Origin of the sequence: Ideonella alba, from assembly GCF_018069845.1 — a bacterium.
Lineage (GTDB): Bacteria > Pseudomonadota > Gammaproteobacteria > Burkholderiales > Burkholderiaceae_C > Ideonella > Ideonella alba.
In genome coordinates, this window is sequence record NZ_JAGQDD010000008.1 from 55154 (window position 1) to 79317 (window position 24164).

The window sequence follows — 24164 nt, forward strand, 5'->3', positions numbered from 1 at the left end:
CCGCCGCGGCCGGCGCCCATGCTCTCGCTGATCTCCGTCCCCTCGCTGTTCGTCGCTTCCTCGATCACCCAGGCCCTGCTGGGGGTCAGCTGCTGGCTGCTGCTGCGCCAGCGCCACGGCAGCGACCGGCTGCGCCCCTGGGCCTTCGCCGCGGTGGCGTCCGGCGGCTGGATGCTGCTGCTGGGCCTGCGCGGCATCGTGCCGGACTGGGCGGGATTCCCCCTCGCCAATGCGCTGGCCTTTGCCGGCATGCTGCTGACCCATCTGGCGCTGCGGCGCGAAGCCGGCGAGTCCTCGCCGCCCGCCTTGCTGGCCGCGTTGTGGCTGCTGCTGAGCACCGCCTACCTGCTGATCGACGTGCTGGCGGGCGTGACGCCACGCTTCCTCTTCGCGGCCAGCGTGCTGGCCGCGGGTTTCGCCATCAACGCCCGCCTGGCCTGGCGGGCGGCGGCGGTGCTGCCCTCGCGCAGCGGCCAATGGCTGGCCGCGCTGCTGGGCGCCTGGGCGGCGGTGGCGGCCAGCCGCGTGGTCTGGGCGCTGTGGGACCCGCCATCGGCCAATGTGGCCGCGCTGACCCCGGCCAATCTGGCCACCTGGGTGATGTGCTACGCGCTGGGCCTGTTCGGCAATGTGGCCTACCTGGGCATGGTGCTGGACCGCGTGCGCTCCAGCGAGGCCCGCGCCCAGGCCGCCGAGTACGCCGAGCGAGCCCGCCGCGAATCGGCCGAGCAGCACGCCGGCCAGCTGACCGAGGCGCTGACCCAGCTCGACGCGCTGGCCCGCGAACGCGAGCAGCTGCTGGGGGTGCTGGCCCATGAGATCCGTCAGCCCTTGCACCGCGCGACCGGCGCCCTGCTGTCGGCCGGGGCGGCGCTGCGCGGCCCGCGGGCCGACGTGCAGGCCATCGCCGAGCGCCTGGACGCCGCCGAGACCGTGCTGGGCGAGCTGCGCTCGGTGCTGGACAACACGCTGGCCGCCGCACAGATCCTGACCCGTCGCGAACAGGTCACGCTGCAGGACGTGGACCTGGACCTGCTGATCGAGCTGGTGATGGGCGACCTGGCCCCCGACCAGCGGCAGCGCGTGGTGGTCGAGCGCCTGACGCGCCTGCGCACGCTGGAGGTGGAGCCGGGCCTGGTGCGCCTGGCACTGCGCAACCTGCTGCGCAACGCGTTCGTCCACGGCGGCGACAGTCAGTCGCTGGTGCAACTGCGCATCGAGGAGAGCCACTCGCCCTATGGCATGGCCCTGTCGGTGTGCGACCACGGCCATGGCCTGAGCGCCTCGCACTGGGCCCACCTGGACGACCCGGCCACCCACCACAAGCCCTTCCCCAGCCAGCGCGGCCAGGGCCTGGGGCTGAGCGTGGTGCGGCAGATCATGTCGGTGCACGGCGGCCAGCTGGTGCTGCGCCCGGTCCAGCCCAGCGGGCTGGAGGCCACGATGCTGTTTCCCTGGCCCGACACCCGCACCAGCCCGCGCCAGCGCCTGGCCTGAGCCGCCGTCAGGCGCGCCGCAACTCGGCCTTGAACAGGTAGCCCTGGCGCGAGCGCGACTGCAGCGGCACCAGCGCCGGGGTGGCCCGCTCGATGCGTCGGCGCAGGCGGTAGATGGTGGCGTGCAGCGCGTTGGGGTCCTCGCTGTCCAGGCCCAGCCGACGCGTCAATTCATCGCGCCCCACGGTCTGGCCGGGGTGTTCCAGCAGGCTCTCCATCACCTGCAGGTCGGTCGGGCTGAGCTCGATCAGCGCACCGTCGGGCGCCCGCAGCGTGGCGTGCGCGGCATCCAGCACCCAGACCTCCTGCTGCGACCCTCCGCGGCCGCTGCGCCGGTAGATCGCCCGGATGCCGGTCAGGATCTGCTCGAAGGTCGCCGGCTTGACCAGCAGCATGTCGGCACCGGCCTCGATGACATGGCCGAAGACGTCGCTGCCCAGCTTGCCCGAGACCACCAGGATGCCGGCATTGGTGCGCTTGCGCAGCAGGCGCAGCAGGTCCAGGCCATCGATGCCGGGCAGCATCAGGTCGACCACGTAGAACTCGTGCTCGAAGGCGCCGTCGCTGGTCAGCAGGTCGTCACTGTCTGCAAAGCTGCTGACCGACACGCCCAGTCCGGTCAGGAACTCGGCCAGGTAACCGCTGAAGTCCGCATCGTCATCGACCAGGGCGAGGGAATGAGGCAGCATGGCTGAGAGTGTAGTGGCCGGCGCAGACGGTTCATCTCGCCTACAATGGGCAGTGACGGGCCTCCTCGCATGGAAGCGCGGCCAACCGGGTCAGGTGGGGAACCAAGCAGCCCTAACCGTTGTGACCAGTGCCGGGGTTCAGGCTCGTCACCCTCTTACCGTCAGCCGCCGTGCGCCCCTGGGCGCCGGCGGCTGATTCATTTCCAGGCACTTTCCCAGGCTCATTTCCAGCTGGGTGCGCGCTTGTCGATGAAGGCCTGCACGCCTTCCAGCGCCGAATCGTCCATCATGTTGCAGGCCATGGTCTGGCCGGCGTCGACATAGGCCGCCTCGATGCCGGATTCCAGCTGGCGATAGAACAGCTGCTTGCCCATCGCCACCGCGACCCGCGGCTTGGCCACGATGCTGGCCACCAGTGCCTCCACCGCCTCGTCCAGCGCCTCGGGCGCGGCCACGCGGTTGACCAGGCCCTTGGCGCGCGCCTCGTCGGCCGAGATGAACTCGCCGGTCACCAGCATCTCGTAGGCCGCCTTGCGGCCCAGGTTGCGGCTCAGCGCCACCGCCGGCGTGGAGCAGAACAGACCCAGGTTGACGCCGCTGACCGCAAAGCGGGCGCTGCTGGCGGCCACCGCCAGGTCGCACATCGCCACCAGCTGGCAGCCGGCCGCGGTGGCAATGCCCTGCACCTTGGCCACCACCGGCACCGGCAGCTTCTGGATCGCCATCATCACCTTGGCGCACTGGGCGAACAGGCGGCGGTAGTAGGCCTCCGACGGGTCGGCGCGCATCTCCTTCAGGTCGTGGCCGGCGCAGAAGGCCTTGCCGGCCGCGGCCAGCACCACCACGCGCACGCTGTCGTCGCGGGCGATCGCGTCCAGCTCGGTCTGCAGCGCGGCCAGCATGGCCTCGGACAGCGAGTTGAAGGCCTGCGGGCGGTTCAGCGTCAGCGTCAGCACGCCGCGCGCATCCTGGTTGCGCAGCAGCAGCGGGTCTTCGGTGGTCAGCATGGGGGTGTCTCCTGGGGTCGTCATTCGAAGGCCTGCGCCGACTTCGCGCGGTCGCGCAGCATGAACTTCTGGATCTTGCCGGTGCTGGTCTTGGGGATGGGCTCGAAACGGATCTCGCGCGGCACCTTGTAGCCGGCCAGCAGGCCCTTGCAATGCGCCACCAGGTCCTCGGCGCTGACCTGCGCACCGGCAGCCAGCTCGACAAAGGCCACCGGCGTCTCACCCCACTTCGGGTCCGGCTTGGCCACCACCGCGCAGGCGGCCACCGCCGGGTGGCGGTACAGCGCGTCCTCCACCTCGATCGAGCTGATGTTCTCGCCACCCGAGATGATGATGTCCTTGCTGCGGTCCTTGATCTTGACGTAGCGGTCGGGCTCCAGCACGGCCAGGTCGCCGGTATGGAACCAGCCGCCCTCGAAGGCCTTGTCGGTGGCCGACGGGTTCTTCAGGTAGCCCTTCATCGCGATGTTGCCGCGGAACATGATCTCGCCCATGGTCTGGCCATCGGCCGGCACCTCGGTCATGGTCTCGGGGTCCATCACCGTCATGCCCTCTTGCAGCGCGTAGCGCACGCCCTGGCGACCGTTCAGGCGGGTCTGTTCGGACAGGCTTTCACCGGCCCAGTGGGGGCGCTTGACCGCCACCGAGGCCGGCCCGTAGACCTCGGTCAGGCCGTAGACGTGGGTGATGTCAAAGCCCAGCCTGGCCATGCCCTCGATCATCGCCGCCGGCGGTGCCGCGCCGGCCACCATGCCGCGCACGCGCTGGGTGATGCCGTCGCGCAGCGCCGGGTCGGCGCTGATCAGCAGGTTGTGCACGATGGGGGCGGCGCAGTAGTGGTCCACACGGTGCTCGCGCATCGCCGCCAGGATGTGGGCCGCATCCACCTTGCGCAGGCAGACATGGGTGCCGCCCAGCATCGCGATGGTCCACGGGAAGCACCAGCCATTGCAGTGGAACATCGGCAGCGTCCACAGGTAGACCGGGAAGTGCGGCATGGTCCAGGTGGCGGCGTTGCACACTGCGTTGAGGTAGGCGCCCCGGTGGTGGGTGACCACGCCCTTGGGGTCGCCTGTGGTGCCGCTGGTGTAGCTCACCGCGATCGCATCCCACTCGTCGGCCGGGCCGTCCAGCCGGGCCAGCGGCGCATGGGCGGCCAGCAGGGCCTCGTACTCGTGGCTGCCCACGCGTTCGGCACGGCCGGTGTGCTCGCTGTCGGCCACGTCGATCACCACCGGGTCGCGGCCATGCTTCTCACGCAGCAGGCGCAGGGCTTCGTACATCACCGGGCCGAACTCGGTGTCGGTGATCACCACCTGGGCCTCGCAGTGGTTCATCTGCCAGGCCAGCAAGGAGGCGTCCAGCCGCGTGTTCAGGGTGTTGAGCACCGCGTTCAGCGCGGGCACCGCATAGTGGGCCTCGACCATCTCGGGGGTGTTGGGCAGCATCACCGTGACGGTGCTGCCGCGCCCCACGCCCAGTGCACGCAAGGCGGCGGCCAGCCGGGCGCTGCGCCCGCGCACCTGGGCCCAGGTGTAGCGGCGCGCGCCGTGGATCACCGCCGGCAGGTCGGCAAACACCTCGGCGCTGCGCTCCACGAAGCTGACCGGCGACAGCGGCACGTGGTTGGCGGGGTTGCGGTCAAGGTGCAGGTCGTAGATCGACGTCATGTGGAAGCTCCCGGGCGGTGTGTGCGGACTGTAGCGCTGCCGGCGGTGGCGATCAGGCCAGGAAGCCGTTGCGGCGCAAGGCCTGCTCCATCTCGGCGCTGAACTCGGCAAAGACGTCCGGGTCGTACTTGATCGGACTGGTGTAGTAATGGGCCAGCGACTCGATGCCCAGTTCGCGCCAGCGCTCGGCCATGTGCGGCACCGCCAGGTAGCGCGCCTTGCCACGCTCCTCGCGCTCGCGGAAATCGCGTTCGATGCTGGCGGCGTCGAGGCGCTGGTAGCGCTCGTCATGGATCCAGGCGCTCGCTGGCAGTCGGTCACGCTGGGCCGGCGCCTCGTCGGGCCAGCCCACCACCAGCGTGGTCACCGGCAGCACGTGGTCGGGGCAGCCCAGCAGCTCGGCAATGGCCGCCATCGAGAACAGCGTGGTGCCCATGTAGCAGATGCCCAGGCCATGGCTTTCCAGTGCCAGTGCGGCGGTCTGGGCGATGATCATCGCGTCGAAGCTGGCCACGTGCCAGCTCACCAGGTCGGAGAAACCCAGCCGGGCGCCACGCTCGGCCAGCCAGGCCCGGGTGCGGTGGGTGTCGGCGCAGAAGGTCAGCAGCAGAGGCGCCTGCAGGATCATGTCCTGCTCGCCGTGCAGCGCATGCAACTGGCGGCGCGAGGCCTGGTCGCGGGTCTTGACCACCGACACCATGTTCAGGTTGCCGCTGGACGAACTGCCCTGCAGCGCGTCCACCAGGCACGCGTCCACCAGAGCATCGTCCACCGGGTCACTGCGAAAACACCGGATCGAGCGGTGGGCCTGCAGCAGGCGGTGGAAAGCATCGGCCTCGGTCATGACGGCGGGTGGGCAATTGGGGTTCGCACATGATGCCTCAGCGGCCGCGCACTGCTACAGTGCCCGCTTGTCAGGAGAGAGCCCCACCCGGGGCCGCCGAAGGCGCAGGGCCCACCCGAACGCTCAGGCAAAAGGACTGGCAAGGCGCGTGGCCCAGGTCACGCGCTCCTCACTGGAGAGAGGCGGACCCTGGAGTCCGTCCACCGAAGGGGCAAGCCCGGCCGTCTGACGCGGCGGGGTCAATCTCTCAGGTAAAGCGGACAGCGGGGGCATTTCGAACGGCCAGACCTTCCCGAACTGCCCCTTGGACACCGCCCTGATGAGCACGCCTGACACCCCTTTGCTGACCACCCCCCTCAACGACCTGCACCTGGAACTGGGCGCTCGCATGGTGCCCTTCGCGGGCTACAGCATGCCGGTGCAGTACCCCGCCGGGCTGATGGCCGAGCACCGCCACTGCCGCACGGCGGCGGCGCTGTTCGATGTCTCGCACATGGGCCAGCTGCGCCTGGTCGGCGCCGACGCCGCCGCTGCGCTGGAAACCCTGGTGCCGGTGGACATCGTCGACCTGCCGGTGGGCAAGCAGCGCTATGCGCTGTTCACCAACGAGCAGGGCGGCCTGCTCGACGACCTGATGGTCACCCGCCCTGCGCTGGACGCGCGCGCGGCCTTCGGTGATTTGTTCGTGGTGGTCAACGCCGGCTGCAAGGCCCAGGACATCGCCCACCTGCAGGCCGGCATCGGCCAGCGCTGCCAGGTCATCCCGATGCCCGAGCGCGCGCTGCTGGCGCTGCAAGGCCCGCAGGCAGTGGCCGCGCTGGCCCGGCTGAACCCGGATGTCGCCAGCCTCACCTTCATGACGGGTGGCCGCTTCGCGCTGGACGGCCTTGACTGCTTTGTCACCCGCTCGGGCTACACCGGTGAGGACGGCTTCGAGATCTCGGTGCACCAGGACCAGGCCGTGGCCCTGGCCCGCGCACTGCTGGCACAGCCCGAGGTGCAGCCCGCTGGCCTGGGCGCGCGCGACACGCTGCGCCTGGAAGCCGGCCTGTGCCTGTACGGTCATGACATCGACACCGCCACCACGCCGGTCGAGGCCGCGCTGACCTGGGCCATCCAGAAGGTCCGCCGCGCCGGTGGCGCGCGCGCCGGCGGCTACCCCGGCGCCGCGGTGATCGACGCCCAGCTGGCCGCCGGCGCCGCCCGCAAGCGCGTCGGTCTGCTCGGCCAGGAACGCGCCCCGGTGCGCGAAGGCACCGCCCTCTTCGCCGCCGACGGCACGGCCCTGGGCACTGTCACCAGTGGCACGCTGGGCCCCACCGTCGGCCAGCCGGTGGCCATGGCCTATGTGCCGCCGGCCTACGTGGCCGTCGGCACCCAGGTGTTCGCCGAGGTGCGCGGCAAGCGCCTGCCGATGACCGTGACCGCCATGCCCTTCACCCCGAACCGCTACTACCGCGGCTGACCTCCCCATCCCCCCACAGGAGCCAACCCATGACGACCAAGTTCACCGCCGACCACGAGTGGATCAACATCGAGGACCATGAGGCCGCCGTCGTCGGCATCACGCTGCATGCGCAGGACGCGCTCGGCGACGTGGTCTTCGTCGACCTGCCCGAGGTGGGCAAGACCTACGCCAAGGGCGACGTGGCCGGCGTGGTCGAGTCGGTCAAGGCCGCTGCCGACATCTACATGCCGGTCACCGGCGAGATCGTCGAGGTCAACGAAGAGCTGCGCAACGACCCCTCGCTGGCCAACTCCGACCCGCTGGGCAAGGGCTGGTTCTTCACCGTCAAGGTCACCGACATGGCCCAGTTCGACGAGCTGATGGACCCGCCGGCCTACGACGCGCTGCTCAAGACCCTCTGATTTCCGGCGCCCCGGCGCCTGACCCTGACCCCCGCCTGCCGCCCATGCCCACCGCCCTGCCCCTGGCCGCGCTCGAGACCGACCGCGAGTTCGCCCCCCGCCACATCGGCCCCGGTGCCGCTGATGAACCGCTGATGCTGGCCGCCATCGGCGCCGCCTCGCGCGAGGCGCTGATGCGCACCATCGTCCCCGAGAGCATCCGCCGTCCGGCGCCGATGGACCTGCCCGCCCCGGTGGGCGAGGCCCAGGCCCTGGCCGAGCTGCGCGCGATCGCGGCGAAGAACCAGGTCTTCAAGAGCTTCATCGGCCAGGGCTACCACGGCACCCATGTGCCGGGCGTCGTGCTGCGCAACATCCTCGAGAACCCGGCCTGGTACACCGCCTACACGCCCTACCAGGCCGAGATCTCGCAGGGCCGCATGGAGGCGCTGGTGAACTTCCAGACCATGGTCTGCGATCTCACCGGCATGGCCATCGCCAACGCCAGCATGCTGGACGAGGCCACCGCCGCCGCCGAGGCCATGACCCTGGCCAAGCGCTCGGTCAAGAGCAAGAGCGACACCATCATCGTCGCTGGCGACTGCCATCCGCAGACCATCGAGGTCATCCGCACCCGTGCCGAGCCGCTGGGCCTGCAGGTGCTGGTGGGCATGGCGCCGCAGCTGATGGCCGAGAACGACTACTTCGCGGTGATCGCGCAGTACCCGTCGACCACCGGCCTGATCCACGACCTGAAGCCCTATGTCGAGCAGGCCCACGCGAAGCAGGCCGCCTTCATCGTCGCGGCCGACCTGCTGGCGCTGACCCTGCTGGTGCCGCCGGGCGAGTTCGGCGCCGACATCGTGCTGGGCAACACCCAGCGCTTCGGCGTGCCCATGGGCGCCGGCGGCCCGCACGCCGCCTACCTGGCCTGCCGCGACGAGTACAAGCGCTCGATGCCCGGCCGCCTGGTCGGCGTGTCGATCGACGCCCATGGCCAGCCCGCCTACCGGCTGGCGCTGCAGACCCGCGAGCAGCACATCCGCCGCGAGAAGGCCACCTCCAACATCTGCACCGCCCAGGTGCTGCTGGCGGTGATGGCCAGCATGTACGCGGTCTACCACGGGCCCGAGGGCCTGACCCGCATTGCCCGCCGCGTGGCGCGCTACACCGCCATCCTGTCGGCCGGCCTGCAGCAGATGGGCCTGAAGGTGCTGACGCCGCATGCCTTCGACACGATCGCGGTCGAGACGGCTGAGCGCACCGACGCCGTGCTGGCCGCTGCGCGCGCCGAGCATGCCAACCTGCGCCGCCTGTCCGATCGCATCGTCGGCATCGCGCTGGACGAGACCACCACCCGCGCCGACCTGGCCGCGCTGTGGCGCTGGCTGGCCCCGGCAGGTGCCGCGCTGCCCAGCGTCGAGGCGCTGGCAGGCGACTGCGACAGCCTGATCCCCGCTGCGCTGCAGCGTCGGTCGGCGTTCATGACCCACCCGGTCTTCAACCGCCATCACTCCGAAACCGCCATGCTGCGCTACCTGCGGCAATTGGCCGACAAGGACCTGGCCCTGGACCGCAGCATGATCCCGCTGGGCTCCTGCACGATGAAGCTCAACGCGACCAGCGAGATGATCCCCATCACCTGGCCCGAGTTCGCCGAACTGCACCCGTTCGCACCGGCCGAGCAGCTGCAAGGCTATGCTGAGCTGAACGCCCAGCTGTGCGGCTGGCTCAGCCAGGCCACCGGCTACGCCGGCATCAGCCTGCAGCCCAACGCCGGTTCGCAGGGCGAGTACGCCGGCCTGCTGGCCATCCGCGGCTGGCATGCCTCGCGCGGTGATGCGCAGCGCACCGTCTGCCTGATCCCCGAAAGCGCTCACGGCACCAACCCGGCCTCGGCGCAGATGGCCGGCATGAGCGTGGTGGTGGTCAAGTGCGACCCCAACGGCAGCGTCGACCTGGACGACCTGCAGGCCAAATGCGAGGCGCACGCGCAGCAGCTGGCCTGCATCATGATCACCTACCCCTCCACCTACGGTGTCTTCGAGCCACGGGTGAAGGAGCTGTGCGCGATGGTCCACCGCTACGGCGGCCGGGTCTATGTGGACGGCGCCAACATGAACGCCCTGGTCGGCCTGGCCGCGCCCGGCGAGTTCGGCGGTGACGTCAGCCACCTGAACCTGCACAAGACCTTCTGCATCCCGCACGGCGGCGGCGGCCCCGGCGTCGGCCCGGTCTGCGTGGTCGAGGACCTGGTGCCCTTCCTGCCGGGCCATGCCACGGCCGGGCAGACCCGCGAGGGCGGCGTCGGTGCGGTCAGCGCCGGTCCGCTGGGCAATGCCGCGGTGCTGCCGATCAGCTGGATGTACATCCGCATGATGGGCGCCGACGGCCTGAAGGACGCCACCGAGGTGGCCATCCTGAACGCCAACTACGTCGCCGCGCGCCTGGCGCCGCACTACGACATCCACTTCAGCGGCGGCCATGACGGCATCGCCGGCGGTGGCGTGGCCCATGAGTGCATCCTGGACCTGCGCCCGCTGAAGGACAGCTCCGGCGTCAGCGCCGAGGACGTCGCCAAGCGCCTGATCGACTATGGCTTCCATGCGCCCACGCTGAGCTTCCCGGTGGCCGGCACGCTGATGGTCGAGCCCACCGAGAGCGAGAGCAAGGCCGAGCTGGACCGTTTCTGCGACGCGATGATCGCGATCCGCGACGAGATCCGCCAGGTCGAGGCCGGGGCCTGGCCGCGCGAGGACAACCCGCTGAAGAACGCCCCGCACACGGCTGCCAGCCTGCTGGCCGCCGACTGGACGCACCCCTACACCCGCGAACAGGCCGCCTACCCGGTGGCCAGCCTGCGCGCCGGCAAGTACTGGTCGCCGGTGGGTCGGGTCGACAACGTGTGGGGCGACCGCAACCTCAGCTGCAGCTGCCCGCCGATGTCGGACTACGCCTGAGCACTGAGCCATGGCTGTCTCGGTCTTCGACCTCTTCAAGATCGGCATCGGGCCGAGCAGCTCGCACACCGTGGGGCCGATGCGCGCCGCGCGCCTGTTCACGCTGCGCCTGGCCCATGAGGGCCTGCTGGCGCGCACCGCGCGCGTGCACTGCGGCCTGTACGGCTCGCTGGGCGCCACCGGCAAGGGCCACGGCAGCGATACCGCGGTGCTGCTGGGCCTGGCCGGTCATGAGCCCGACACCGTCGATGTGGACCAGGTGCCGGCGCTGCTGGCGGCGATTCGCGGCGGTGGCCGCCTGCTGCTCCAAGGCGAGCATGCGGTGGCCTTCGAGGAGGCGCGCGACCTGGCCTTCTTCCGCCGCGAGAGCCTGCCCTTCCACGCCAACGGCATGCGCCTGACGGCCTTCGACGCCAGCGGTGCCGAGCTTTGTCAGCGCGTGTACTACTCGGTGGGCGGCGGCTTCGTGGTCAGCGAGGAGGTGGCCGCCGACGGCAGCCGCCAGAAGACCATCGCCCCCGACGCCACGGTGCTGCCGCTGCCTTTCACCAGCGGCGAGCAGTTGCTGGCGCTGTGCGCCGAGCACGGCCTGTCGATCGCCCAGCTGATGCGCCGCAACGAGCGCCACTGGCGCAGCGACGCCGAGATCGATGCCGGTCTGCTGCGCATCTGGGCGGTGATGCAGGCTTGCGTGGAGCGCGGTTGCCGCACCGAGGGCACGCTGCCCGGCGGCTTCAAGGTCAAGCGCCGCGCCAAGGCGCTGCGCGAGGCGCTGACCGCCAAGCCCGAGGAGGCGCTGCGCGACCCGTTGCAGGTGCTGGACTGGGTCAACCTCTATGCGCTGGCGGTCAACGAGGAGAACGCCGCCGGCGGCCGCGTGGTCACCGCGCCCACCAACGGCGCGGCCGGCATCGTGCCGGCGGTGCTGCACTACTACACCCGCTTCGTGCCCGGTGCGTCCGAGGCCGGGGTGGTCGATTTCCTGCTCACCGCCGCCGCGATCGGCATCCTCTACAAGGAGAACGCCAGCATCTCCGGCGCCGAGGTCGGCTGCCAGGGCGAGGTGGGCGTGGCCTGCTCGATGGCCGCCGGCGCGCTGTGCGCGGTGATGGGCGGCACGCCCGAGCAGGCCGAGAACGCCGCCGAGATCGGCATGGAGCACCACCTGGGCCTGACCTGCGACCCGGTGGGTGGCCTGGTGCAGATTCCCTGCATCGAGCGCAACGCGATCGCCTCGGTCAAGGCCATCAATGCCGCGCGCATGGCACTGCGCGGCGACGGCAGCCACTTCGTCAGCCTGGACAAGGTCATCAAGACGATGCGCGAGACCGGCGCCGACATGATGACCAAGTACAAGGAAACCGCGCGCGGCGGTCTGGCGGTCAATATCGTCGAATGCTGAGTGCGGCCCGCCACCCCAGCACAAGGGGTGGCGGCGCTGGCTGGCCGGCGCTACAACAGCGGGACGCCGGCGCGACGACCGGCCAAGCGGAGCCACCATGCCTACAAGCGTCCATCGTCTCCCGACTGGCCTGCGGGGCGGCCTGGCCCTGTGCATGACGCTGGCCGTGTGCCCAGCGCCTGCCCAGACGCCCGCCGACGCCGCCACACGCTTCGCGCAGATCCGCCAGGCCGCCGTGGCCGCCGCACCCAGCCTGAGCCGCCCTGCCATGCGGACTCCCGGCGAACCGACGATTCCCTTGCTCGACTGCCTGGACGCGGGCCTCGACCTGGGCGTCGGCGAGAAGGACCCGGACAGCATGGTCATCCAGGTCGCGATGGAGGTCGAGCAACTGGGCCAATCGCTGCGTGCGCTGGCACTGCCCCCCGCGCTGTGGCAGCCCTTGCTCGACGGCATGCAAAGTGCCGCGATCGAGGCGCTGGCCGAACCCAGCACCCGCGGTGCGGCGCATCAACGTAGCGTCGAGCGCCTGTCCGCGCGCCATCAGGCGCTCAAGGGGCAACTCGAGCAAGCCGCGGTGCGCCATCAACGCCAGCGCCGAGGCCCGCCGGTGGTGCTTCAGGACGGCTGCGGTGCCGGTGAGCTGCCGGTGGAGTTGCGGACGCGGCCGGCCGGAGGGCGCATCAGCTATATCACGCTGTTCAGACACCGGCTGTGCGAGGTCCAGCGCATTCCGCCCACCGACCGCCAGCGTTGCCGCGGCTGGGTGGATGTGGTGAAGGCCCAGGAATTCCTCAGCGGCCAGTACGCCTACCAGGTGCGCTGGCCGGATGGTCAGCTCAGCTCGGGCGTGTTCGACACCCGCCCGGCCTCAGTGGTCGATGGGCCTGCCGACGACATTGTCCGTATTGAGCTGCGCCGCTGAATGAGCCGCCCGCCAAGCCCCGCGGCCCGGCGTCCGGGCCTGACCCGCAGCCTGCTGTTGCTGCGCCACCTGGAGCCGCCCTGGTGGGTGTTGCTGGCCCTCGCCACAGTGGCCCTGGTGCTGTCGGCGGGTGGCACGGCACCGCCGTGGCCGGCGCGCAGCGGCTCGCTGACGGCGGTGCTGGCGGTGGCCGGCGCGCTGGCGCTGGGTCGCTGGCGGGCCCATCGCCCATCGGTCTGGAGCGTGGGCCTGCAGCGCGGCGCGCTGTTGGCGCTGCTGCTCTGCGCCGCCCTGTTCCTGGGCCTGATGTCGCGCTTTGGCTTCACCATCCCCGCCACTGGCGAGACCGGTGTCAAGGGCTTCGTCTGCACGCCAGAGGCGCGCCTGATCTACCCGCAGACCTGCCCGGACGACGATCTGGATGCGCTGCGCTCGGCCGAGTACGAGGCCACCCGCATCTGGCAGCCCTGGAGCGTCGATCTGGTGCGCCTGGCGCTGCTGCTGTCCTGGGCGCTGGCCTGGTGCGCCGCCTGTGTACTGGCCACCGGACTGGCCCGGCCGGGCTTCCAGGCATTGATCCGACGCGCGCCGAGCACCGCGTCGGAGGGCAGGCCCTATGTGTTCGTCAGCTACGCCCATGCCGACCTGGCTGCCTTGCTGCCTGTCCTGGACCGCCTGGACGCCGCCGGTCAGGCGCTGTGGTTCGACAAAGGCCTGGAGGGCGCCACCGACTGGGACACCAGCCTGGCGCTGCAGGTGCAGAACTGTCAGGCCCTGCTGCTCTTCCTGTCTCCGGCCAGCGTGGCGTCACCCTGGGTACAGCGCGAGGTGCGCTATGCCGACGACCTGGGCAAGCCGGTGTTCGCGGTGCGCATCGGCGACGTCGCCCTCAGCCCGGCATTGGCACTGCGTCTGGGCCGCAACCAGGTGATCGAGGGCAGCGCCGAGGAAATCGCCGAGCGATTCCTGCAGCGCTTCCAGCCCACCACCCGCGCCGGATGAGACGCCGCCGGCCGCCCGCTCAGCCCCGCTTCTCGCGCACCAGGTAGCTGTAGATCACCGGCACCACCACCAGCGTCAGCAGCGTCGAGGTGATCACGCCACCGATGATGGCGCGGCCCATCGAGGCCTGGAACTCGCCGCCCTCATTCAGCGCCAGCGCCAGCGGCAGCATGCCGAAGACCATGGCCGCGGTGGTCATGACGATGGGCCGCATCCGGGTCTGGCCGGCCTCGAGCAGGGCGTCCATCATGCCGGCGCCGCGCTGGCGCGCATGGTTGGCGAAGTCGACCAGCAGGATCGCGTTCTTCGTCACCAGGCCCATCAGCATGATCAGGCCGATCAGCGAGAACAGGTTGATCGTGGACTGGCTGATCCACAGCGCCAGCATCACGCCGATCAGCGACAGCGGCAGCGAGGCCATGATCGCCAGCGGCTGGATGAAGCTGCCGAACTGGCTGGCCAGCACGATGTAGATGAAGATCACCGCCAGGCCCAGCGCGCCGAAGATGGCGCCGAACACCTCGTCCTGGTCCTTGGTCTGGCCGCCCACATCGAAGCGGTAGCCCGGCGGCAGCGAGGTCTGCTCGACCAGCTTCTTCACGTCGGCGCCCACGTCACCGGCAGCGCGGCCCGAGCCATGGTCGATGCCGGCGTAGATGCCCTGGCGGCGCTGCAGGTCCTGGCGCTTGATCAGCTGCGGGTTGGTGACCGCGGTGATCGTCGCCACGCGCTCCAGCGCCACCGGCGTGCCGTCCTTGGCATAGGCCACCGGCAGCTGGCGCAGCTGGTCGATGTCGCGCCGCTGGTCCTGCGGCAGGCGCAGTTGCACCTCCACCTGCTGGCCATCGGGCGTGGTCCACCAGGTGGCCACGTCGCCGTTCACATAGGCGCGCATCGAGCTGGCCAGTGTCTGCGCCGACAGGCCCAGCTCGCGGGCGGCATCGGGCTTCAGGCGCACCGCGTAGGCGGGCACACCGGGCTTGACCGAGTTCTCCAGGTCGGCGATGCCCTTGATCTTGCGGATCTTCTCGGTCAGCTGGGTGGTGATCTGGTCCAGCACTTCCGGGTCCGGCCCCAGCACGCCCACATAGATCGGGCGGTCCCAGCCCAGGGCCACGTCAACGCCGGGCACGCTGGCGAAGGCGGCGCGGATCGCGTCCTCGACCTCTTTCTGGCTGCGCTCGCGCTGCTTGCGCGGCTTCAGGTTCACACCGATCGTGCCGGCCGATCGTCCCTGCTCGCCACCGATGTTGGTGTTGACCGTCACCACCTCGGGGAAGCGGGTGACGATGGCCTCGAGCTGGCGGAATTTCTCGTCGGAGCGCTCCAGGCTGGAGCCCACCGGCAGCTTGACGTTGATCTGGATGAAGCCGTCATCGGTCTGCGGGATCATCTCGGCGCCGATCAGGCCCGAGGCCGGGATGGCCAGCGCGGCCACGAAGCTGAAGGCGGCGATCCACAGCACCACCCCGCGCGGGCTCAGCGTGGCCCGGCGCCAGCGGCGCGGCTCGCCCTTCTGGCGGTGGCCATCGGGGCCGAACGGATGGCCGTAGGCGGGCCAGGGCAGCCGGTATCGGCTGGGCCCCATCGCCCAGCGGATCAGCGCGCCATACAGGCTGTGCAGGTGCTCCATGCCCGCATCCACCGCGGCCAGCAGGTGCCGCACGACGGGCAGCCGGCTGAAGCGGTCACCCGGAGGATCCTTCCAGACGGCCGAGAGCATCGGGTCGAGCGTGAAGCTGACGAACAGGCTGACCAGCACCGCCGCCACCACCGTGATGCCGAAGGGATAAAAGAACTTGCCGACGATGCCGTGCATGAAGGCCACCGGCGTGAACACCGCGCAGATCGCGAAGGTGGTGGCCAGCACTGCCAGGCCGATCTCGTCGGTGCCTTCGCGGGCCGCGGTGTGGTGGTCCTTGCCCATCTTCACGTGGCGCACGATGTTCTCGCGCACCACGATCGCGTCATCGATCAGCAGGCCGATGCACAGGCTCAGCGCCATCATCGTCATGAAGTTCAGCGTGAAGCCGAAGGCGTACACCGCTAGGAAGCTGGCAATCACCGAGATCGGCAGCGTCAGGCCGGTGATCACGGTGCTGCGCCAGCTGTGCAGGAACAGGAAGACGATGCCCACGGTCAGCAGCGCGCCCTCGATCAGGGTGCGCTTGACGCCGTCCAGCGAGTCCTTGGTCCAGTCGCTGCGCGCCCAGATCAGACGCATCTCCATGCCCGGCGGCAGGCTGCCCTTGATCTCCTCGTAGGCCGCCTTGACGGCCTCGCCGGTGGCCACCAGGTTGGCGTCCTGCTGCTTGACGATGTTGAAGGTCACCGCCTGCTTGCCGTTGATGCGCGACAGCGAGTCGGGTTCCTGCTCGCGCTCCACCACCTGACCCAGGTCGGCCACGGTGACCACGCCGGCCGCGCCGGAGGACACCACCACCTCGCCGAATTCCTTGGGCGTGCGGATGCGGCCCTCGATGCGCACGATGGCATCGATGCGCTCGCCGCTGAGCAGGCCCACCGGCTGGTCGGCGTTGGCGCGCTGCAGCGCGGCGGCCACGTCAGCCGGCGTCAGCGCATGGGCGCGCAGGCGCTGCGGGTCCAGGTCGATGCGCACCTGGCGCACCACCAGGCCGCCGATCTGCACGCGCGCCACGCCGTCGACCCGCTCGAAGCGGCGGCGCAGCGTCTGGTCGGCCAGCAGCGACAGCTCGCGGGCGCTGCGGTCGCTGGCCATCAGCGCCACGATGACCGTGGGCTGCTGGTTGTCGCCATCGAAGCGGGCGATCAGCGGCTGCTTGACGTCGCGCGGGAAGCTGGCCTGGACCTGGGCTACCTTGTCACGCACGTCCTGCACGGCGCGGCTCATGTCGGCGTCGACATTGAAGCGCAGGTAGCTTTCGCTGCGGCCCTCGAAGCTGTTCGAGGTGATCTGCTTGATGCCGGCAATGCCGTTGAGGGCCTGCTCCAGCGGCTGGGTCACCTCGGTTTCCACCGCCGGTGGCGAGGCGCCGGGGTAGGCCACCTGGACGAACACCATCGGCGGCGAGACGTCGGGCATCTGCTCCACGCCCAGGCGGTTGTAGGCGAACAGGCCCAGCACGCAGATGGCCACCATCACCATCGTGGCGAAGACGGGGTTGTTGATCGAGACGCGGGTCATCCACATGGCTGGAACCTCCGGGACATGGGATGAGGGATCAGCGCGACGCGGCGGCGGCCGGTGCGCTGGCCGTGGCGTCGCCCACGCGGGCCGTGCGGCCTTCGCGCAGGTTCTCGAAGCTGCCCGCCAGCACCACCTGGCCGGCGCTCAGGCCCTGCAGCACCTCGACCTCGCCACTGGACGGGTCGCGGCGGCCGGTCACCACGGTGCGGCGGATCAGCTGGTCCTTCTCCAGCGCCCAGACGTACTCCTGCCCCGAGGCCGTGCCCACCGCGGTGGCCGGCACCGCCAGGGTGGGCTGCTCGGCCGGCAACTCCACCCGGGCCAGCGCAAACTGGCCGGCGCGCCAGCGCTCGTCAGGGTTGCCCAGGGTCACTGTCACCTGGATCGACCGTGCGCCGGCATCCACCGACGGCGCGATGCGCGCCAGCTGGCCATCGACCGCGCGGGGGTCGCCCTCGATCAGCAGGCGCACCGTCATCCCGGGGCGCAGCCGCGCGATGTCGCGCGTGCCCACGCTGCCGGCCATCTCCAGCGTGCGCAGGTCCACCAGGGTCAGCACCGGCTGCTCGGCCGACACTTTCTCGCCCGGCAGCGCATGGCGCTTGGCGACGATGCCATCGATCGGCGCCACCAGCGCGGCCTCGCGCAGCGCGATGCGGGCCGATTCCACCTGCGCCTGGGCCGCACCCAACTGGGCGCGGGCGGTGTCGAGCGCGGCGCGCGAGTTGTCCAGCGCGATCGGCGAGATGAACTGCTGGTCAGCCAGCCGCTGGTTGGACGCATGGGTGCGCTCGGCCTGGGCCAGCGTGGCCTGGGCCGAGGCCACGCCAGCCTGGCGCTCCTGCAGCCGGGCCGTCAGGTCGGCCAGATCAAGCATGCCCAGGGCCTGGCCGCGCTTCACCCGGCTGCCCTCGGACACCGACAGCGACAGCAGCGTGCCCGCTGCCTTGGCCTTGACGGTGGCGGTATTGGGCGAGACCAGCGGCCCCGAGAAGGTGATCACCTGGGTCAGCGCGCGCATCTGCGCGGTGGCCACTTCCTTGGGTGAGAACACCAGCGGCGGCGGTGGCGGCTCCTTCTTGTCAGCCGCCTGGGCACTTTGCTGGCCCTTCCACCACATGCCAGCACCCGCCAGCACCACCAGCGCCACAACGCCAAAAACCCATTGCTTGCCTGACCGCATCCTCGTCCCCTGTGCCCGGTCGACCATCGACCGCGTGATTGCCCTCGTGAGGCGTGGCGCAGTGTAGAGGCAGCGGCTTGATCTGGCGCAGTGCCCGATGAACGGCGTGGCCGTCCGACGAAGTGCAGCCGGGGCCGACGAAACGGGGAACCCGCCCGGGCCGTCTTCAGGCGTGGGCCTCGGTCGCCGGTGCGGCGGCGGAGGCGCCCGCACCCGCCACCGGCGGTGATGCGGCGTCGCTGGTCGGGCCCGGGCGGTAGACGCCCACGCCCAGGAAGGCGCCGTCACCCAGGTCTTCCACCCAGGCGCTCTTGCGACCGGAACCGGACAGGTCGGCCAGTGCGAATTCGTACTCGACCCAGCCACCGCCCTGCTCGGCCATGGCCCGGCCGGCGTTCAACAGGGTCTCGGCCCCGCTGGGCGGCAGGCCGGGGATGTCCAGCACGCAGCGTCCGACCCGGTCTGGAGCGTTGCCACAAGCAAGGTAGCGGCCCTCGGCGTCGAAGGCGAAGACATACATGTCCCGGTCCAGGAACGGGCCGTCGGGCCGGTGGAATTCCTCGGCCGCCTTGGTCCAGCCGACCTCGGCCACCCGCCGACGGGCGGCTTCGCTCATCGCGCGTGCCTCATCGGCCGTGCCCTGGCGCAGCCGGAACGCCGCCACCGAGGTCTGCAAGGCCTCGGATTGCTGGACCATGGCGCGCGAGGCGTCCTCGGTGGCCAGCACGCTGCGCGCATATTCCTGGCCCAGCGCCTGCAGCGCCTGCACCTCGCCATTGACCTCGGCCAGCGCGTCGGCCTGGCGCTCGGCGGCCTGACCGATGTCGTGCACCCGGCGGGCCATCGACCCGATGCCCTGCCCCATGCCTTCCAGCGCCTGACCAATGCCCGCGATGCGCGTGGCCGAGTGGTCGGCGCCGTCGACGATCAGCTCGATCGTCTCGCGCACCTCGCCGGCGGCTTCCGCGCAGCGCAGCGCCAGCTGGCGGATCTCCGCCGCAACGACCGAGAAGCCGCGACCACTCTCACCGGCCCGTGCCGCCTCGACCGAGGCATTGAGCGCCACCAGGTTGGTCTGGAAGGCGATGTCGTCGATCACACCGTTGATCTCGGCCACCCGGCGCGAGCTGTCCTGCAGGGCGGTCGCCGTCTCGACGGCGTGGCGCATCGCCTCGCCACTCTCGCTGGCGCGCTCCTCCAGGCGTCGGCACATCGTGCCCAGATCGGCCACCGCCTCGGCGGTGACCCGCACCTCGTCACCCAGGCGCCCGACATCCCGCACCGAGCGGGTCAGGCGTTCGGTCTGCCGCTCGTTGCGGGCGGCCAGCGACAGCGCCTCGTCGGCCACCTGCGCGCCGCCCTCGCGCACGCGCACTGCGGTGGTGCGGATCTCGGCCACCATCGCCGACATGCGCTGTCCCATGCGGTCGACACGGCGCCCCAGCGCGGTCAGCTCGTCCTGGCCGGGCACATCGGCACGGTGGCCGAGGTCGCCGTCAGCGATGGCGCGAATCGCGCCGCCCAGCGCAGCAAAGGATTGCAGCAACCCGGAGCGCAGCAGCAGCACGGTGATGACCACCACGCCCAGCCACAGCAGGGCCACCAGGGCCGTGGCCCACAGCGACCAGCGCGCACGCGCCAGCGCGGACCGAGAGTCGTCCATCTGCGCCTCAAGCAGGGCCACCTCGGTGTTGCCCAGTTGCTGCAGCACCTGCTGCCCGCGTCCCGGCAGGTCCACCTGGCCGGCCGCGCCGTCGGGGTCCTGCAGCGCGGCGTCGGCCTCGCGCAGGTAGGCGCGCATGGTCTGCCGCGCCTGGGACCAGGCGGGCGACTGCAGGTTCTCGGCGCCAAGCAGCATATCGGTGCGCTGATCGATCGTCTCGGTGTCGCGCTCCAGCATCGCCAGCTGGGTCCGCAGTGCCGAGCGCTCGCCGTCGCCCATGTCGGGCATCTGACCCGGGGTCAGGCGCGGTGCGATCTGGCCCACCTCGTCCTGCAACGCCGGCAGCAGATCGGTCGACAGCGACAGGCGCAGGGCCTCGGTGGCACTGCCCGACTCCAGCGTGCCGCTGTCGCGCGCCACGCGCAGCGCCAGGCGCTGCAGGTCGGCCAGCAAGGCCGACCGCAGCACCGGTGCGGCCTGCGCCGGGCGCTGCGCCAGGCGCTCACGCAGCGCGTGCCAGCCGGTCTCACTGTCCGGCATGTTCAGCGCAGCCAGAGCGGTGTCCACCGCCGCCAGATCGGTCAGATCCGCCGGTGCATCCAGGCGCTGCTGGACACGCAGCAGCTGCTCGGTGGCCAACAGGCCATCCAGCCGGCGCGACAGGCGCTCGACCTCGCCCAGGCGTTCGTGCAGGGACTGCCCGAGCAGCGCGACCAGCGGCAGCCCCAGCACCAGCAGCATCAGGCCCAGCTTGGCATACAGGCCCCGCCGCTGCGTCCACGCAACGCCGCGCTCCCAGATCAACGACACCATGTCGCGCCCCTCAACCGAAGACGAAGTGCTGCATCGAGCGCTTCAGGTGATCACCTTGCTCACGCAGCCCCGCCGAGGCCTGGGCCAGCTGTTCGACCATCCGCGCATTGCCCCCGGCCGACTCCTCGACCTGGCGGGTGATGCCCACCACCTCGCTGGACTGGTCCCGTCCGGCCTGGGTCAGCCGGACGATGTCGCCCATGATGGCGCTGACCTCGCCGACCCGCTCGTCGGTCTTGCGCACGCTCTCGCCCACGCGCTCGGTCAGCAGATTGCCCTGGGCGATCTCGTCCACCGACGCCTTGACGATCTCGGCGATCTTGTGCGCCGCGGTCTCGCTGCGGCGGGCCAGCTGGCGCACCTCCTGGGCCACGACCGCGAAGCCCTTGCCGGCCGCTCCGGCGCGCGCGGCCTCGACCGAGGCGTTGAGCGACAGCAGCCGGGTCTGGTGGGCCACCGACTCGACCAGCATCACCACGCGGCCGATCTCCCGGCTCTTGGCCTGCAGGCCATTCATGCACGACGCCAGTTCCTGGGCTGCGCGCCGGCTGCGGTGCGCGTCGACGCGCACCTCACGCATGTGCTCGGCAATGCGGTCGACTTCGCCGCCGGCCCGGTTCATCGCCTCCATCGAGGCCCGGGCGCGCTGGCCCACGTCCTCGATCGAGCGCTGGATGTCGCCGGTGCGGCCGTTCAGGCCGGCATTGCCCACCGCCACCTCGCGCGAGGCGAAGGACACCGCGGCCACGCCCTGCGTGACCGCCTCGAACAGCGTGGACATCCGGTGCGTCGACATGGACAGCGCGGTCAGCGCCTGGCCGACCTCGTCCGTGCCGCGCGCTTCGGGCTTCTCGCTCAGGTCGCCCTTGGCCAGGGCATCGACGCGTGAACACAGCTCGCTCAGGCCGCCGCCCACCACCTTCACCACGCAGACCAGCAGATAGGCCATCACCGCCAGACAGGCCAGCGTGCTCAGGGCCACGCTCAGCAGCGCCGCACGGGTGTGCGCCAGGCGTTGCTGCTGGGTGCGCTCGGCCAGGTTCATCAACTGCTCGTGCAGACCGCGTGCCAGGGCCTGACTGCCGCGCGCCTGGCGCAGGAAGCCGGCCACGTCCATGCCCATGGCCCGGACCACCTCGGCCTCGGAGCCGGCCGTCTGGGCCACGCCGGCCAACCGGCGCGCCAGGGCGCCGAAGCTGGTCAGCTGATCGATCGAGCGGCGCAGGTTGGCGATCTCGGGCAGGCCGTCGTCGCTGAGCGAGTCGAGGTGACTGCGCAGCACATCCACCTCGCGCTGCATCACCACGGTGCTCTCCAGCAGCCGAATGCCGTGGGCGGCGCGCCCCTCCTCGGTGAACACGCGCACGCCGGGGCGCTCGCTGCGCCACAGGTGGCGGTTGACCAGGGGCATGGCGTCGAGCGCACCGGCATTCAGGGCAAAGGCGACATGCTGGTCATGCAGCGCCTTGCCGCCCTCCTGCAGCACCGCGGTCCGGAAGGTGTCCAGGCCGGCTTGAACGTCCAACAGACCCATGTACTTGGCGGGCGGGCGGCCGGCCGCACCGCTTCGGGTATCGGCCACCAGGGCCTGCAGCGTGCGGTCGTCGTCGCGCAGCACGTACAGGGCTTCGCGCAGACGCTCGGCGGTGGCGGGCTCGCTGGCCAGCTGCTGGCGCAGATCGGCCGCCGCCTGCTGGGCCGCCTTCAGCGCCTGTGCCACCTGCGGTGCGGCGGCGGGGTCGCGGTCGGCATCGAACATCGCCACCCCCAGCTGGCCCAGCGCCAGTTGCTCGTTCGCGACCGCGCGGTAGACCTTCAGCGCCGCCACCGAGCGCTGCAGTTCGCGCCATTCGGTCCAGCCGGCCAATGCCAGTTGCGTCAGCAGCAAGGCCAGCGGCATCGCCAGTGAGACCAGCAACAGCATGATCTTGCTGCGAAAGCGCAGGTTCTGCAGCAGGCGCACGCCCGGGCCCCACAGGCCGTGGTAGCGCAGCAGATGCAGCTGTTCGACGCTGCCATCGCTGCGGCGGCGGTGCAGGCCGAGAAGGTGTCGTAAGTCGATCATGCAGGTCGCGCGTGGGGCGTGGGAAACCCCGCACGCGCGCCAGACGACCACGGGCGGGGAACCGATGGACGCATCCTAGGCAGGCGCCATCCCCCCCATGGACCGAAGAGCAGACGCTTTTCAGGCCTGATCGGTCGATCAATCCGCGACCGAGCCCTACACACTTGGCTGCATTGGTCGATCCAGTGTCGGGCCCTTCAGGCCCTGCACATCCATCGGAGCCCTTTCGCATGCACCTTCCAAGCTCGCCGGGTGATGACGCCATCGACGGGACCCGCCCGTCGATCCGCGCCGCCGCATGGCAATCCTGGCTGCCCGGGCTGGCGCTGGCCAGCGCGTTGGCGTTAGGCGCCACCCTGGGAACCCAGCAGGCGGCACCGCTGGCGCTGGGCGCCGGCGCCTGCCTGGCCGTCGGCTGGTACTGGCAACGGCGCGCCGTGCCACGGTCCACAGGCGCTGCCGCAGCGGCATCGGCGGCCACCCCGTCGGCCCCCGCAACGCCGGCCAGCGGCCTGACGCGGCAGATCGTGCCGGTGTGGCGCCGCAACGTCGACGGCGCGCGGCTGCATGCCGAACAGAGCATGTCGGCGCTGGTCGAAAGCTTCGCCGAGATCGCCTCTCAGCTGGACCAGGCGCTGCAGACCGGCGGCCAGGCGCCGCGCCTGGACGCCGCCTCCATTGACCAGCTGCTCGACAGCCACCGCGACGAGCTTGAAACCCTGCTGGCCTCCACCCGCGCCATCACCCAGCTCAAGGACGAGCTGCTGGGCGGGCTGTCCGAGCTGGGCGGCACGCTCGACCAGATGACCGCGCTGAGCAAGGAAGTCCAGACGATCAGCCGCGCCACCCACTTGCTCGCGCTGAACGCCTCCGTCGAGGCCCAGCGCGCCGGCAGCGGTGGCGGCGCCCAGGCCGGCCACGGTTTCGCCGTGGTCGCCCAGGAGGTGCGCCAGCTGGCCGACCAGTCGCGCCAGGCCGGCGCCGCACTGGGCCGCCACCTGGCCCAGCTGCAGTCCAAGGTTCAGGGCCTGCGCCGCCATGGCCAGTCGGTGGATACCACCGAGGACGAACTGCGCCTGCAGGCCGAACAGGGCGCCCGCGCGGTGCTGCAGGCCCTGCTGGTGGGTATCGAGGATGTCGCCCGCTCGCAGCGCACGCTGCACGAGGCCGGACACCAGGTCCAGCAGGAGGTCGAGCAGATCCTCGTCAACCTGCAGGCCCAGGACCGCCTGAGCCAGATGCTGGTCTCGGTCACCGACGACATGCAGCGCCTGCAGCGCTGGCTCGAGGGCGAGCCCGACGAGGCCGCGCAGTCGGCCAACCGCTGGCTGGACCGCCTGGAATCCACCTACACGATGGAGGACATGCGCTCCTCCCACCATGCCACGGCCAAGGTCGACGCCAAGTCCGAGGTCGAGTTCTTCTGAT

Annotated in this window: 16 protein-coding genes, 1 other RNA gene and 2 riboswitches; of the genes, 9 read left to right on the forward strand and 8 right to left on the reverse strand. The window is 70.8% G+C overall.

Annotated features, from left to right (window positions below; genetic code table 11):
* Positions 1-18 precede the first annotated feature (18 nt).
* On the forward strand, positions 19-1497 hold the full coding sequence (locus KAK03_RS12505; RefSeq protein ID WP_210854293.1) for a sensor histidine kinase: 1479 nt from the start codon (positions 19-21) through the stop codon (positions 1495-1497).
* A 7-nt stretch (positions 1498-1504) separates the two neighbouring features.
* On the opposite strand, the gene KAK03_RS12510 is transcribed toward KAK03_RS12505, so the two are convergent.
* Positions 1505-2185: a response regulator transcription factor gene (locus tag KAK03_RS12510; RefSeq protein ID WP_210854294.1), complete on the reverse strand. Its 681-nt coding sequence runs from the start codon at positions 2183-2185 to the stop codon at positions 1505-1507.
* A gap of 54 nt (positions 2186-2239) precedes the next feature.
* On the opposite strand from KAK03_RS12510, the gene ffs reads away from it, so the two are divergent.
* Positions 2240-2337: signal recognition particle sRNA small type (gene ffs, locus KAK03_RS12515), an RNA gene on the forward strand.
* A 69-nt stretch (positions 2338-2406) separates the two neighbouring features.
* Here the strand turns inward: ffs and KAK03_RS12520 are convergent.
* The 3 genes from KAK03_RS12520 to KAK03_RS12530 are packed head-to-tail and all read right to left on the reverse strand — an operon-like array spanning position 2407 to position 5706.
* Positions 2407-3192, reverse strand: coding sequence for an enoyl-CoA hydratase (locus KAK03_RS12520; protein ID WP_210854295.1), 786 nt, complete (start codon positions 3190-3192; stop codon positions 2407-2409).
* Positions 3193-3212: 20 nt separating this feature from the next.
* Positions 3213-4862, reverse strand: a complete 1650-nt coding sequence (locus KAK03_RS12525) for an acyl-CoA synthetase (RefSeq protein ID WP_210854296.1) — start codon at positions 4860-4862, stop codon at positions 3213-3215.
* A 52-nt stretch (positions 4863-4914) separates the two neighbouring features.
* Positions 4915-5706, reverse strand: a complete 792-nt coding sequence (locus KAK03_RS12530; protein ID WP_210854297.1) for a nitroreductase family protein — start codon at positions 5704-5706, stop codon at positions 4915-4917.
* A 61-nt stretch (positions 5707-5767) separates the two neighbouring features.
* A riboswitch (glycine riboswitch) is annotated at positions 5768-5855 on the forward strand.
* 13 nt (positions 5856-5868) lie between these two features.
* Positions 5869-5980: riboswitch (glycine riboswitch) on the forward strand.
* 45 nt (positions 5981-6025) lie between these two features.
* On the opposite strand from KAK03_RS12530, the gene gcvT reads away from it, so the two are divergent.
* The 6 genes from gcvT (at position 6026) to KAK03_RS12560 (ending at position 13843) form a co-directional block, all read left to right on the forward strand.
* The gene (gcvT, locus tag KAK03_RS12535; protein WP_210854298.1) at positions 6026-7171 is read left to right on the forward strand and encodes a glycine cleavage system aminomethyltransferase GcvT; all 1146 of its coding nucleotides are present in this window, start codon (positions 6026-6028) and stop codon (positions 7169-7171) included.
* Between the two features lie 29 nt (positions 7172-7200).
* On the forward strand, positions 7201-7575 hold the full coding sequence (gene gcvH, locus KAK03_RS12540; RefSeq protein WP_210854299.1) for a glycine cleavage system protein GcvH: 375 nt from the start codon (positions 7201-7203) through the stop codon (positions 7573-7575).
* A gap of 44 nt (positions 7576-7619) precedes the next feature.
* Positions 7620-10514 (forward strand): aminomethyl-transferring glycine dehydrogenase, encoded by a 2895-nt coding sequence (gene gcvP, locus KAK03_RS12545; protein WP_210854300.1) that lies wholly within the window; start codon positions 7620-7622, stop codon positions 10512-10514.
* Positions 10515-10524: 10 nt separating this feature from the next.
* Positions 10525-11916: an L-serine ammonia-lyase gene (locus tag KAK03_RS12550; RefSeq protein WP_210854301.1), complete on the forward strand. Its 1392-nt coding sequence runs from the start codon at positions 10525-10527 to the stop codon at positions 11914-11916.
* Between the two features lie 154 nt (positions 11917-12070).
* Positions 12071-12841 (forward strand): hypothetical protein, encoded by a 771-nt coding sequence (locus KAK03_RS12555; protein WP_210854302.1) that lies wholly within the window; start codon positions 12071-12073, stop codon positions 12839-12841.
* Positions 12842-13843: a toll/interleukin-1 receptor domain-containing protein gene (locus KAK03_RS12560; RefSeq protein WP_210854303.1), complete on the forward strand. Its 1002-nt coding sequence runs from the start codon at positions 12842-12844 to the stop codon at positions 13841-13843. It abuts the gene before it with no gap.
* A gap of 19 nt (positions 13844-13862) precedes the next feature.
* Here the strand turns inward: KAK03_RS12560 and KAK03_RS12565 are convergent, their stop codons facing one another.
* From KAK03_RS12565 to KAK03_RS12580, 4 genes are all read right to left on the reverse strand, one after another.
* On the reverse strand, positions 13863-17015 hold the full coding sequence (locus tag KAK03_RS12565; protein ID WP_210854304.1) for an efflux RND transporter permease subunit: 3153 nt from the start codon (positions 17013-17015) through the stop codon (positions 13863-13865).
* Between the two features lie 31 nt (positions 17016-17046).
* Positions 17047-18195, reverse strand: a complete 1149-nt coding sequence (locus KAK03_RS12570; RefSeq protein WP_210854305.1) for an efflux RND transporter periplasmic adaptor subunit — start codon at positions 18193-18195, stop codon at positions 17047-17049.
* 166 nt (positions 18196-18361) lie between these two features.
* Positions 18362-20671 carry a methyl-accepting chemotaxis protein gene (locus KAK03_RS12575; protein WP_210854306.1) on the reverse strand — a complete coding sequence of 770 codons (2310 nt, stop codon included), beginning with the start codon at positions 20669-20671 and terminating at the stop codon, positions 18362-18364.
* Between the two features lie 10 nt (positions 20672-20681).
* Positions 20682-22736 carry a methyl-accepting chemotaxis protein gene (locus KAK03_RS12580; RefSeq protein ID WP_210854307.1) on the reverse strand — a complete coding sequence of 685 codons (2055 nt, stop codon included), beginning with the start codon at positions 22734-22736 and terminating at the stop codon, positions 20682-20684.
* 230 nt (positions 22737-22966) lie between these two features.
* Between KAK03_RS12580 and KAK03_RS12585 the strand changes: the two genes are divergently transcribed.
* Positions 22967-24163 (forward strand): methyl-accepting chemotaxis protein, encoded by a 1197-nt coding sequence (locus KAK03_RS12585; RefSeq protein WP_210854308.1) that lies wholly within the window; start codon positions 22967-22969, stop codon positions 24161-24163.
* The last annotated feature ends 1 nt before the right edge of the window (position 24164 follow it).